The sequence below is a fragment of the Micromonospora sp. DH14 genome, assembly GCF_029809455.1.
Classification (GTDB): domain Bacteria; phylum Actinomycetota; class Actinomycetes; order Mycobacteriales; family Micromonosporaceae; genus Micromonospora; species Micromonospora parva.
Genome location: NZ_JARVKT010000003.1, coordinates 152648 through 165136 on the forward strand (window position 1 = coordinate 152648; position 12489 = coordinate 165136).

At 74.8% G+C, this 12489-nt stretch carries 7 protein-coding genes; 3 read left to right on the plus strand and 4 right to left on the minus strand.

The window, feature by feature from the left end; all coding sequences use genetic code 11:
- Positions 1 to 243: 243 nt before the first annotated feature.
- Together QCZ28_RS06630 and QCZ28_RS06635 are read right to left on the minus strand one after the other, a co-directional pair.
- Positions 244 to 1014, minus strand: coding sequence for a DUF5995 family protein (locus QCZ28_RS06630; RefSeq protein WP_279515701.1), 771 nt, complete (start codon positions 1012 to 1014; stop codon positions 244 to 246).
- 140 nt (positions 1015 to 1154) lie between these two features.
- Positions 1155 to 4052 carry a LuxR family transcriptional regulator gene (locus QCZ28_RS06635; RefSeq protein WP_279515702.1) on the minus strand — a complete coding sequence of 966 codons (2898 nt, stop codon included), beginning with the start codon at positions 4050 to 4052 and terminating at the stop codon, positions 1155 to 1157.
- A 194-nt stretch (positions 4053 to 4246) separates the two neighbouring features.
- On the opposite strand from QCZ28_RS06635, the gene QCZ28_RS06640 reads away from it, so the two are divergent.
- The 3 genes from QCZ28_RS06640 to QCZ28_RS06650 all read left to right on the plus strand — a co-directional run bounded on the left by QCZ28_RS06640 (position 4247) and on the right by QCZ28_RS06650 (position 10666).
- Entirely contained in the window at positions 4247 to 6490 is a 2244-nt protein-coding gene (locus QCZ28_RS06640) for an adenylate/guanylate cyclase domain-containing protein (RefSeq protein ID WP_279515703.1), read from the plus strand.
- 108 nt (positions 6491 to 6598) lie between these two features.
- Positions 6599 to 9883, plus strand: a complete 3285-nt coding sequence (locus QCZ28_RS06645) for a BTAD domain-containing putative transcriptional regulator (RefSeq protein ID WP_279515704.1) — start codon at positions 6599 to 6601, stop codon at positions 9881 to 9883.
- Between the two features lie 90 nt (positions 9884 to 9973).
- A complete protein-coding gene (locus tag QCZ28_RS06650) occupies positions 9974 to 10666 on the plus strand; it encodes a hemerythrin domain-containing protein (RefSeq protein WP_279515705.1) in 693 nt (230 codons plus the stop codon).
- Between the two features lie 85 nt (positions 10667 to 10751).
- Here the strand turns inward: QCZ28_RS06650 and QCZ28_RS06655 are convergent, their stop codons facing one another.
- Together QCZ28_RS06655 and QCZ28_RS06660 are read right to left on the minus strand one after the other, a co-directional pair.
- On the minus strand, positions 10752 to 11318 hold the full coding sequence (locus tag QCZ28_RS06655) for a dienelactone hydrolase family protein (RefSeq protein WP_279515706.1): 567 nt from the start codon (positions 11316 to 11318) through the stop codon (positions 10752 to 10754).
- 55 nt (positions 11319 to 11373) lie between these two features.
- Complete coding sequence (locus QCZ28_RS06660; RefSeq protein WP_279515707.1) at positions 11374 to 12480, minus strand: nucleotide disphospho-sugar-binding domain-containing protein; 1107 nt, start codon at positions 12478 to 12480, stop codon at positions 11374 to 11376.
- Positions 12481 to 12489: the final 9 nt, after the last annotated feature.

Genomic DNA, 12489 nt, shown 5'->3' on the forward strand with positions numbered 1-12489 from the left:
AGCCCGCCGACACCCCCGGATTCGCACGTCGTCGACGCGCCCCCACCCGGCGTTCCCCCACCGCCGGCCGACACCCCCCGGGCCGGCCGACGGTGGCAGACGGTCGACACCCCCCGGGCCGACCGGCTGTCCCCTCCCGTGACCGACCCGACCTCGGGTGGCCACGCGGGGCGGAACTGGTGGGACGCGCTCCCGCGCTCCGCCGCCCCCCACGGGGCGGAGCGCGGGAGCCCCCCGTCCCGGCTACTGCAGGAACGCCCCGAGGGGCGAGAGCAGCAACCGGCCGAGCGCCGCGGCGTTGTCGTCCAACCGCGTGCGCTCACACTCGCGGGCCTGCGGGTCGTGCCGGCACCGCCAGATCTTCTGCGCGTTGCGCCAGGCGACATCGCGCGTGTACTCGACCAGTTCCCCCTGGTACCAGTCGTCGATCTCACCGTTGAGCATGTCGATGAGCAGCTGCCACCGCTCCAGGTAGCCACGACGCAGGCCGGGGATCTTGTCCGCGAAGATGTTGTTGATCTCGAGGTAGTCGTGGTGCTGGTCGCTGCCGTCGACCGGCTCCGACTCCAGGTGGTCGAACGTGGTCACCAGGGCGAACGGCAGGTCGAAGTTGATGTGCGCGTTCACCCCGGCCGCCGCCGAGGGCAGCGGGCGGGCGTCCGGCCCCCGCATCCGCTCGAACAGGCACGACCACGCCTTCGGGGTGCCGGGGCTGGAGTCGGTCCACAGCCGCATCGCGTCGAAGTAGCGGGCGGCGAACTCGACGTCGAGCCGGGAGAGGAAGACCGGGTCGATGAAGCGGTCGTCGTACAGCCCGTCCAACACGCTGCTGGTGATCGTCAGGTAGAGCTTGTTGAAGTCGGCCAGGGGGCAACTGGCCTCCAACGGCGGCAGCCGGACCAGCATGTCCTGCAGCTTGGTCAGATGATCGACCACGGCCGGCACGTCCGCGGGGTGGTCGGCGAGCAGGTCGACGATGTCCCGGTGCACGGGCCCCCAGACCGGTTCGATCATTTCTCCTCCATGGTGGTCGGCGGCATCCCCCGTGCCGTCGTCGACGCGGCTCAGCCTCTCAGCCGACACCGGCCCGCCGGATCAGTAGAACGACGTATCCCGGCGCGCACACGCGCGCCGGGATACGTCGTAGTGGTCGGTCAGCCCCGTTGGTTGCGCAGCTGGATCGCGCTGGCCTGCACCCGGGTCCGGACCTGGAGCTTGTCGAAGATGTGCGACACGTGCACGCCGATCGTCCGCTCGCTGATGAACAGCCGCTGCCCGATCTCCTTGTTGGTCAACCCTTCCGCGACCAGGGCGAGCACCTCCCGCTCCCGTGCGGTGAGCGCCGTCAACTCGTCGTCGGACGCCTCCGCCGGTGCGCTGCGCGTACCGGCGCCGGTGTCGCGCTCGTCCAGCGGCACCCGGGCCCGTCCGGCCAACTCGCGGATCTCCGAGGTCAACGGCACCGCACCCAACCCCTGCGCCACCCGGTACGCCTCCCGCAGGAGCTTGCCGGCGGTGGCCAGCCGGCTGCGGCGGGCCAGCAGCGCCTCGGCCTGCCGCAGCCGCGAGTAGGCCGCCGGATAGGGGTGATTGCGTCGATCCCACTCGGCGGCCGACACCGCCCACAGCTCCGGGTCGCTGCCGTCGAGGCGGCTCACCTCGGCGGCGCACAACGCCAGGAAGCCCTCCACCACCGAGCGCACCGGCCGGGCGGCGCCGGCGCTCTTGCGGGCCATCCGGTCGGCCACGTCGCGCAGCCGGCGCACCGCCGTCGGGTCCACCTCCACGGTGCGGCTGGCGTGTGCCTCCGCCTCGGCGCGCAGGCCGTGCCAGACCAACGCGGAGAGGATCATCACGTCGTCGGAACGGCTCTCGGTGAGGCCGCGCTGCACGGCCTGCCGCGCCACGTCGTGCCGGCCCTCCCACATGGCCAGCCCGGAGCGCAGGGTGAGCAGCGGAATGACGTGCCGCGCCCCGCCGCCGGCGAGCAGGGTCGCCACCGCGTCGAGGTCCCGACCGGCGGCCTCGATGTCGCCGTAGCCCACCGAGAGCCGGCACCGGGCCAGCAGCAGCTCCACAGCGTCCGCACCGGACGGTCGGTGTCGCAGCGCTACGGCCACCACCTTCTCCGCCTCGGCCCACTGGCCCACCCGGAACAGCCCGTTGATGGCGATGGCCAGCAGCCGGGTGCCCCAGGTGCGGCCCAGCCCCAGCTCGGCCACCCGTTCGGCACCCCGACGGGCCACCACCACACCCTCTTCGAGGATGTTCAGCGGCCCGGTCAACAGCTCCGCCAGATGCAGGTACGCGCAGGCCACATCCTCCGGCTGACCGGCGCGCTCGGCGGTGTCGAGGGCGTCACGCATGACCGCCAGGCCGGCGTCCGGGTCTTCCAGGAAGGCGTCGCTGAAGCCCAACGCCGAACTGGCCAGCACCACCTCGGTGGTCGAGCCCGCCACGTTCTCGGCCAACGCCAGCGCCTCGCGGGCCCGCTCGCCGGCGTCGGCGTACCGACCCAGGTGCAGCAGCAGCTCGGCCAGCCGGGCGGCGGCGGTGGCCCGGTCCCGGGGGGAGCAGTCTTCGGCCTTCAGCGCCCGCTGGTACTCCTCCTCGGCCAACGCGGAGCGACCGGCGGCGGCCAGGTAACGGGCACGGCGGATGTGCAGCGCGCAGCTCGGCTCGCCACCGCGCAGCGCGACCAACTCCTCCAGCAGGGCCAACGCGCGGGCGTGCTCCCCACAGTGGTGGGCCGCCTCGGCGGCGTTCTCCAGCAACTCGACCCGGTCCACCGTCGACGGGCCCGGCTCGGCGGCCAACTGCAACGCCGCGGACCAGTGCCGGTGCGCCTCGGCGTAACCATGTAGCCGTTCGGCCTCCTGCGCGGCGGCCACCGCCGCCGGCAGGGCGCGCGCCGGTTCGCCGGCCAGCCGCCAGTGGTGCGCCAGCCGGGCCTGGTGCAGCTCGCCCGGCGCCGTGGTCAGCGCCTCGGCGTAGCGGCGGTGCAGCCCGGAGCGCTCGGCCGGCAGCAGCTCGTGGGCCAACACCTCGGCGACGAGGCGGTGCCGCAGCCGGTAACCGTCGTCGGCGCCGACCAGGAGCCGGTGCGCCACAGCCGCGCGAGCCGCAGCGATCAGCTCGTCCTCCGGCATCCGCAGCACCTCGGCCAACAGCCAGTGCTGCACCGGCTCGACACCGGCGGCCACCGCGTGCACCACGGCGTGCGCGTGCTGGGGCAACGCGTCGACGCGGTCGAGGAAGATCTCCCGCAGTGTCTCGGACAGGCCGTCGCGGCCGTCGCGCAGGTCGCGGGCCAGTTCCTCGATGACGAACGGGTTGCCGCCGCTGCGCTGCCACACCTGCTCGGCCGCGTCGGCGCTCAGCGTCCGGCCGACCACCGCCGCGGCGAGCGTCTCGGTGTCGGCCCGGCCCAGCGGCGCCAGGTCGAGCACCCGCACCGTACGCAGCCGACGCAGCTCGGTGAGCACCCGACGCAGCGGGTGCGCGCCCTGCAACGACTCGGCCCGCACCGCGGCCAGCACCGACAACTGGAGATCACCCAGGCCGGCGAGCAGGTAGAGCAGGAGCTGACGGGTGCTGCGGTCGACCCACTGCAGGTCGTCCAGGATCAGCACCAGCGGCCGGCCCTCGGCGATCAGGTGCAGGCCGCGGGAGACCCGCTCCAGCAACGCGCCCGCGCCGTCCGGGCCGGCGGTCTCGTCGGCGAACATCTGCAGCAGCCCCCGCACCGCCGAGGAGGTGCGGGCGGGCGAGGCGGACACCTCGGTGTCGAACCGGCGCAGCGCCTGCAACAGCGGGTGCAGCGGTGAGGCGTCGCCGATGTCCAGGCAGCTGCCGGTGAGCACCACGGCACCCCGCTCCCGCAGGCGGTCGCCGATGTCACCCAACAGCCGGGTCTTTCCCACACCGCTCTCGCCGGTCAGGAAGACCGCAGCGGTCTGCCCGTGCGCGCCGTCACCGAGCAACGCGGACCGAACCGTCTGCACCAGCTCGGCCCGGCCCACGAGCGGTGCGGTGTCCACATCGCTGGCCATGCCACGCAGCCTAATCACAGGGCCCCACACCGTTCTACGGCTGCCTGCCGCTTGTGGTACTCCTCGCGTCGACTTTGCGACTAAAGGTTGCAGGTGGCCGACATACGTCGTTCTGCAGATCCCCCGTCGGCCCAGGAGTGCCAATCTCCGGAGGTGATCAGGCAACCGCGGGGAGAAAGGCCGGTGCGACACCCATGACCACCAGCATCATCGTCGACACGCAACGGACCGTCACCCCGCTCTGGCCGGTACCGCAGGAGAGGCGGGTCGTCACCGTCCTCTTCGCGGACATCGTCGGCTCCACGGCCCTGGTGGACCGCCTCGACCCGGAGGACGTCCGGGCGTTGCAGCAGGCCTACTTCGACACCGTCGCCGGTGTGCTGCACCGCTGGCAGGGGGTGGTGGAGAAGTACATCGGCGACGCCGTGATGGCCCTCTTCGGCGCACGGCACTCCGACGGCTTCGACGCCTACCGGGCGGTCCGCGCCGGCCTGGAGATCCAGGCCGCGCTGGACCGCCGGCCCATGGTCGGCGACATCAGGCTGCGCGTCCGCGTCGGGGTGGCCACCGGCGAGGTCGTGGTGGACCTCGGCAACGTCGTCACCGGCGGGCACGGCGTGGCCAGCGGCGCGGTGATCACCGCCGCCGCCCGCCTGCAGGAGTACGCCGCACCCGGCGGCGTCGCGCTCTGCGCGGCCACCGCCCGCGCCACCGCCGGCCTGATCACCCAGCGTCAGCTGACGCCGGTGCCGGTGGCCGGCCGGGTGCCGCCGGTGCCGCTGTGGCACGCCGTCGGCCCGGTCCGCCCCGGCGCCGACCGGCACGACGGCCCGCTGATCGGTCGACGCCGCGAACTGGCCACCATCCGCGACCAGTTGGGCGGGGCCATCCGGGACCGGGCACCACGCTGGATCTCCCTGGTCGGCCCCACCGGTAGTGGCCGCAGCCGGCTGCTGCACGAGCTGACCCGCGGGCTGACCACGGTGGACGGTACGCCGGTCCGCTGGTGCGTGGCGGCCTGCCAGCCGTACCCCGATCAGGTGTTGGCGCCGGTCGCGCACCTGCTGCGAAACCTCGCCGGGATCCGGCACAGCGACGGCCCGGCGGCGGTCCACGACCGGCTCGTCGCCGCCCTGACGCCGCTGTTCCCGCCGACCAGGGTGGCCACCGCCGTCCCGGCGCTGCAGCGCATGCTGACCACCCCGGACGGCTCGGCCGCCGCCCTCGCCGGCGCGGCGATCTGCCGGGAGGTCCTGCTGCGCCTGGCCGCCCACCGGCCGCTGATCGTGGCCGTCGACGACCTGGACCGGGCCGCGCCGGCGGTGAGCCGGTTCCTGCACGCGTTGTTCCGCGCGGCGACCGAGCGCGCGCTGCCGCTGGCAGTGCTCACCGTGCACCAGCCGCAGTGGGCCGACACCCGGCCCGGCCCGGCCCGACGGGTGACGATCGGCCCGCTGGCCACGGTGCAGTCCGGGCGGCTGCTGCGCCACCTGCTCACCCGGGCCGGGCAGCCGGTGGCCCTGGTCGACCGGTTGCTGCCGCTGGTGGGAGGCCGCCCCGGGCACTCGACGGCGTACGTGACGTCGCTGGTGGACGGTGCCGACCCGGCGGCCCTCGTGCTACCCGAGGCGGTACGCCGGGCCGTCGGCGCGGAAGTGGACCACCTCGACGGTGAGCGGCGGGCGGTGCTGATGGCCGCCGGCACCCTCGGTGGAATCATCTGCGGCGCGGCAGTGGACCGGGCGCTCGGCTGGACGCCCGGCCGGTCCGCATCCGCGCTGCGCGGTCTGGTCGCCGCCGGGATGCTGCGTCCGCACCGCGTCGACGGGTACGCGTTCGCCGCGCCCGCGCTGCGCCAGGTCGCCGCCGAGCGGTTGCCCCGCGCCCTGCGGGCCGTCTTCGCCAGCCGAACCGCCGACACGCCGCGCCTCGACACCGTCGACGCGCACACCGGCGAACCCGCCGACCGTGCCGAGGCGGTCGGCGCCGGAGTCGTCGACGCCGCGACCGCGCAGGTCGTGCGTCTCGACGCGGTCCGCTCCCGGGCCGGCCTGGCCGCGCTGGCCCCGGTGTCGCGACCGGGTGCCACCGGCCCGGTGCGGCACCGACCCGTCCGCACCCCGAGGATGGCCACCGCGCCGGCCGCGCCGAATCGGCAGACCCACCGTTCGCCGGGTTCCGGCCGGCTGCGGGTCGTCGTGTCGGCCGGTGACGTGCCGCCGACCCCGGCCGCCTCGACGGCCGCGTCCCGACGGAACGCGGCCGCGCACTGGCCTCCGGAGGTCGCCCGATCCCGGGCGGCGATCAGCGCGAGGCCCGCCGTGCCGGGCTCCGCCCGACGGGGTGCGCTCGTCGGTGTCGGGGAGACACCCCCGTTACGCGTCACGCCCGGTACGCCGTCGCCGCGGTGGTCGGACGCTCTGGCCGCCTGCGCCTGAGGTCGGGTCGAGAGCGAGGTGCCGCCCCCACCTGGGGTGAGCTGGCTTCCCACCGTCCGACGGGAGTGGGCGAGCCGGTCACCCGGCGTGACTAGGATTGGTCTCGTCATGCTGCTACGGGTGCTCGGGCCGCTTGAGGTCGAGGTCGACACAGGCGGGCCGGTCGACCTCGGCGGCCCCCGGCAACGCGCCGTGCTCGCGCTGCTGCTCGCGGCCCGGGGCGAGGTCGTCTCCGTCGGTCAGCTGATCGAGGATCTATGGCGGGGTGACGCGCCACCACGGGCGATCGCCTCCCTGCAGGCGTACATCTCGCACCTGCGCCGCCTGGTGGAACCGGCCCGCGAACGCCGGGCGCCGGCCCGGGTCCTGGTCACCGCGGCACCGGGTTACGCGCTGCGGCTGCCCGCCGACGCCGTCGACGCCGGCCGGTTCGAGACCCTGCTCGCCGAGGCGCGCGCGATCGGCCCCACCGACCCGAGCCGGGCACGTCACCTGCTGCGCGACGGGCTCGACCTGTGGCGCGGTCGGGCGTACGCCGAGTTCGCCGGGGAGCCGTGGGCGCAGCCGGAGGTGTTGCGGCTGGAGGAGCTGCGCCTGGGCGCCCGGGAGTTGCTGCTCGACGTGACGGTGCGCTGCGGCGACGCGGCCGAGGCGGTGCCGGAGGCGGAGTTGCTGACCCGGCAGGCGCCGCTGCGCGAGGAGAGCTGGCGGTTGCTGGCGCTGGCGTTGTGGCGTACCGGCCGGCAGGGCGACGCGCTTGCCGCGCTGCGGCGGGCGCGGGCGACCCTGGCCGACCAGCTCGGTCTGGACCCGGGCCCGGCGTTGGTCGAGGTGGAGTCCGCGATCCTCGGCCAGCGCCTCGACCTGCTGCCACCGGTGACGCCGGCACCGGTACGCGGCGGCCGACAGGTGTCGCAGGAGGTCTTCGTCGGCCGAAAGGTCGAGTGGGAAAAGCTGCGGCAGGCCGCCACCGACACGGTGGCGAGCGGGCCGCGTGTCGCCCTGCTCAGCGGTGAGGCCGGGGCCGGCAAGACCAGCCTGCTCGCCCGGTTCCGGCAGGAGCTCACCGACCACGGCTGGCTGGTCACCGTCGGCCGTTGCCCCGAGGTCGACGGCGCACCGCCGGCCTGGGCCTGGGTCGAGGCGCTGCGGCAACTCGCCGAGCAGGCACCCCCGGGCGACCTCGCACCCGCGCTCGCCCCACTGGTCGGCGGCGGCGACGGTGAGCCCGGTGGCGACGTGACCGCCGGCCGGTTCCGGCTGCACCGCGCCGTGGGCACCTGGTTGGACACCGCCGCGACCCGCAGACCGGTCGCCGTGATCCTCGACGACCTGCACGCCGCCGACGCGGAGACCCTGCTGCTGTTGCAGAGCGTCACCGAGATGACCACCGGTGCCGTCCTGTTCGTGGCGGCGCTGCGGCCCGCGGACAACGCCGACCGCCTCGCCGAGACGATGGCCGTGCTGGCCCGCCGGTCACCCCACCGGATCCCGCTGGGCGGCCTGAGCACGTCCGAGGTCGAACGGCTGCTCGGCGCGCTGGCCCGGACCACCGTCGACCCGGACACGGTCGCCGCGTTGGCCGAGCGGACCGGCGGCAACCCGTTCTACGTCCGGGAGTCGGCGCGGCTGCTCGCCGCCGAGGGCACGCTCGTCGCCACCTCCGACGTGCCCGAGGGCGTACGCGACGTGCTGCGCCGACGGCTCTCCCGGCTGCCGGCGACGGCCGTGTCGGTGCTGCGCCTCACCGCGGCCGTCGGGCGGGAGGCTGACGTGCCGACGCTCGTCGACGCCGCCGGCACCGACGAGGCCACGGTGCTGCGGGCGCTGGAGGCCGGGCTGGCCGCCGGACTGCTCACCGAACCGGCGCCCGGGCGGGTGCGGTTCGTGCACGGTCTCGTCTGCGACACCATCTACACCGACCTGCCGCAGCTGCGCCGCACCCGCCTGCACGCCCGGATCGCCGCCGCCACCCGCCGGCTGCGGCCGGACGACTACCCGGCCCTCGCCCACCAGTACGCCCGCGCCGCGTCGGCCGACACCGCGCCGCTCGCCGTCGACTACGCCATCCGGGCCGCCGAACTGGCCGAGCGACGGTACGCGTACGACGCCGCGATCGAGCTGCTCAGCAACGCTGTCGAGGCCGCCGCCACGGTCACCGGGGACCGCGACGCGCTGCGGGTCGACCTGCTCGGCCGGCTGTTGCGCGCCTACGCGCGCGCCGGTGCGGTGGCCGCCGCCCGGCAGACCCGCGCCCGGGCGTTCGACGTCGCCGCGCAGTCCGGCCGCGACGATCTGCTGGTCGCGGCGTTCACCGCGTGGACCGTCCCCACCCCGTGGCTGACCCACGAGTACGGCGTGGTGGACCACCGCGTCGTCGAGGTGCTCACCCGGCTGCTGCGCGCCGACGACCTGGACCCGGTTGCCCGTTGCCGACTGCTGGAGGCGCTCGCCACGGAGTTGGACGGCGAATCCGATCCGCGCGGCGTGGCGGCCGGGCGGGAGGCGTTGGCCCTCGGGCGGCGCCTCGACGACCCCGAGCTGCGGGCCCTCGGGCTGGCCGCGCGGATGCGCACCATGAGCTACGAACGGGAAGCGCCGGACCGTCGGGTGCTGGCCGTGGAGCTGCGCGACCTCGCCGACGAGCATGGGCTGGTGACCTACCGCTCGGTTGCCGAGCAGGTGCTGGGCCACTGCGCCGCCGCCCTCAACGAGCCGGACGAGCTACGCCTCAGCGTCGCCCGGCAGGGGTGGCTGGCCGAGACGTACCAGCTGAACGAGGCGCAGACCATCAACCTGTGCTCGTTGGGCACCCTCGCGCACGTCGCCGGCGACTTCGTCGCCGCGCAACGGCACTACGACGAGGTCGCCGTGCAGATGCGGCGGCAGGGTTCGCTGCACGCCGAGTCCTTCCACTACTTCTCCACCGGGACCCTGCTGATCAGCCAGGGACGGTTCGGTGAGCACCTGGCGGCGACCCGGCGGATCCGGGAGTCGTTGGGCCCGATCGTGGACGACCTGCTGGCGCTGGCGTTGATCGGAAGCGGACGCCTGGCCGAGGCGCGGGCCATGCCGATCGGGCGGCACACGTACCGCCCGGACTACTTCGAGTCGGCGTTGCTCACCGTACGCGGGATGGTCATCGTGGCGCTGGGTCGACGGGACCTGGCCCAGCCGGTGATCGACGCGCTGCTCCCGGTCCGTGACCAACTGGCCGGTTTCTCCACCACCGCGGCCGTGGTGCGGCCGGTCGCGTTGACGCTCGGGGAGCTGTGCCGGCTGCTGGGCCGCACCGAGGAGGCGGCCCGGCACTTCACGCTCGCCGCGCGGGTGGCCCGCCGGTGGGAGTCGCCGCACTGGCTGGCCGAGGCGACGGCGGCGTTGGCCGGCTGACCGGCACGGTTGGTGGATTCCAAGCCGGTTCCAAGTGACACCGAGCATGATCAACAGATCTGTGCCAGTTGATCCCTCGGAAAGGTCACCGTGAACCAGAACCACCGCGAAGCCATGGCCGACGTGCGCGACATGTACATGGCGCACTCCGCGCTCCGTCGCGAATTCAGCCTGCTGCCGCAGCTCGTCCGGGACGTCACACCGGGCGACACCAGGCGCGCGGAGGTCGTCGGCGCCCACGCCGAGATGCTCTGCCACATCCTGCACCTGCACCACGAGGGTGAGGACCTGCTGCTGTGGCCGCTGCTGCTGGAGCGTGGCGGCGCGCAGGCGACGGCGATCGTCCCCACCATGGAGGCGCAGCACCACGCCATCGAGGACGCCCACGCGGCGGTGGTCACCCTGCTCCCCCGGTGGCGTCGCACCGGGCGCGACGGCGAGCAGCTCGCCGACGCCCTGGAGCAGCTCCGCGAGGCGCTGATCGAGCACATGGCCCTGGAGGAGAAGGAGATCCTGCCCCTGGCGGAACGGCACGTCACCGCCCGGGAGTGGATGCGGCTCGGCGAGCACGGGATGAGCAAGTCCCCGAAGAAGCAGCTGCCGTTGGCCTTCGGCCTGGCCATGTACGAGGGCGACCCGGCAGTGGTCAAGGCGGTGCTGGCGCACGCCCCGCTGCCGGCCCGGTTGCTCATGCCGATCATCGCGCCCCGGCTGTTCGCCAACCACGCCCGGCGGGTGCACGGCACCGCCACGCCCCCACGCATCGGCGCCACCGCCAGCTGAGCAGGGCCGGCGGCTCAGCCGACCGGCCAGGGCGACGAGGTCACGCCGCCGGCCTGGTGCTCAGCAAGCGGCCCCGGCCTGGTGCTCAACAATCGGCCAGGAAGGCCAGCACGCGCGGCCAGGCCGCCGCGCTGGCGTCCGGAGAGTATTCAGCCACCTCCGGATCGGTGAACAGGTGGCCCACCCCGGGATAGCGGAACACCGTCAGGTCGGCGCCGGCGCCGGTCATGGCCCGCTGCCACTCGTCGACCTCGTCCGGCGCGTCGTACGGATCGGGGTCGGCGAGGTGCAGCTGCACCGGCAATCCGGCGCGGACCGCGTCCGGGGCCCCACCGGTGCCGTGCAGCAAGAGCAGACCGGCGGCGTCGGGGCGCTCGGTCAGCAGCGCCCCGGCCACCCCGGCGCCCATCGAGAAACCGGCGAGCACGGTCTCCGGTGGCAGGTCACGCAGCGCCGCCCGGGCCCGGTCCAGCACCACCTCCTGGCCGATCTTGTCGAGCAGCGCGAAGCCCTCCTCGACGGTGTCGGCGGCCGGGACGCCGTACAGGTCGGGGGCGCTGACCTGGTGCCCGGCGGCGCGCAACCGGTCGGCGGCGGCGCGCACGGCGGGCCGCAGCCCGTACACGGAGTGGAACAGCACGACGTGTCGCATCCGGTCATCCTGCCGCAGACGACCGACGATCCGGGGTGGCCACGCGGAGCCGGTGTCAGACCAGTGCCGTCAGTCGCGCGACCAGGTCGGTCGGTGGCGGCATCCCGGCGATCTCGCGGCTGACCTGTACGGCGGCGGTACGCAGGCGCTCGTCGGTGAGCAGCTGGGTGAGCGCCCGCGCGGTGATGTCGCGCGGGCGCAGCGCCAGACCGGCGCCCCGGCGGGCCACCAGCTCGGCGTTGTGCCGCCGGTCCCCCGGACCCATGGTGGCCAGTTGGGGCAGGCCGGCGGCGAGGGCGCCGAGGGCGCTGCCCGCCCCGCCGTGGTGCACCAGCGCCGTGCTGGCCGGCAACGCCTCGTCGAGAGGGATCCAGTCGACCACCCGGACGTTGCCGGGCACCGAGCGGGCCGACCGCTCGTCGGGACGGACCAGCACGATCTCCGCGTCCACCTCGGCGGCGGCGGCCACCACGGCGGGCATCGGCCCCCGGTCGCCGGGCCCGGTCAGGGTGCTGCGGGTGACCAGGATCCGCTGGCGGTCACCCGGCTCGCGCAGCCAGTCCGGCAGCTCGCCACCGCCCACGTAGGACGAGTAGCGCATCGGCCAGCCGCCCTGCGTGGCAACGCTGGGCGGGGCCACGGCCAGGGCGGCGGCCGGCGCGGGCAGCCCGGTGAGGCCGTGGCGGCGCAGCGCGCCGCCGAGTCGGGCGACGGTGGCGCGGACCAGGTCCCGACCGTCGAAGAGGGCGTTCTCCTGGCGTACGGCCGGCACGTCGAGGCGCGCGGCGGCGACCGCACCGGCGACCGCGAACGGCTCGTACACCACCAGATGCGGCCGCCAGTCGGTTGCCAGCGCGACCACCGGGTCGGTGAGCTGGTCGTTGAGCGCGCCGAACAGCAGGCCGGCGCCTCGGGTGCCGGCGGTGCCGGCCAGCTCCGCGCGGGCGATCAGCGGATGGCGGGGAAAGACCCGCAGCGCGATCGGCCCGAAGTCGAAGCCGGGCGCGATGTCGTGCACCGACAGACCGGCCTCGGCGGCGGCCAGGCCCCCGCCGCCGGTGGCCACCAGCACGTCGTGGCCGGCGTCGCGCAGCGCGACCGCGAGCGGCACCAGTGGGAAGACGTGCCCGACGAGCGGGGCGGAGACCACCAGCACACGCATGCGTGGGAT

Excerpts from the sequence above, each read along its gene's own strand:
- QCZ28_RS06640 (WP_279515703.1), top strand. The coding sequence starts at position 4,247 with ATGACCACCAGCATCATCGTCGACACGCAACGGACCGTCACCCCGCTC.
- QCZ28_RS06660 (WP_279515707.1), bottom strand. The coding sequence starts at position 12,480 with ATGCGTGTGCTGGTGGTCTCCGCCCCGCTCGTCGGGCACGTCTTCCCA.
- QCZ28_RS06630 (WP_279515701.1), bottom strand. The coding sequence starts at position 1,014 with ATGATCGAACCGGTCTGGGGGCCCGTGCACCGGGACATCGTCGACCTG.
- QCZ28_RS06635 (WP_279515702.1), bottom strand. The coding sequence starts at position 4,052 with ATGGCCAGCGATGTGGACACCGCACCGCTCGTGGGCCGGGCCGAGCTG.
- QCZ28_RS06645 (WP_279515704.1), top strand. The coding sequence starts at position 6,599 with ATGCTGCTACGGGTGCTCGGGCCGCTTGAGGTCGAGGTCGACACAGGC.
- QCZ28_RS06655 (WP_279515706.1), bottom strand. The coding sequence starts at position 11,318 with ATGCGACACGTCGTGCTGTTCCACTCCGTGTACGGGCTGCGGCCCGCC.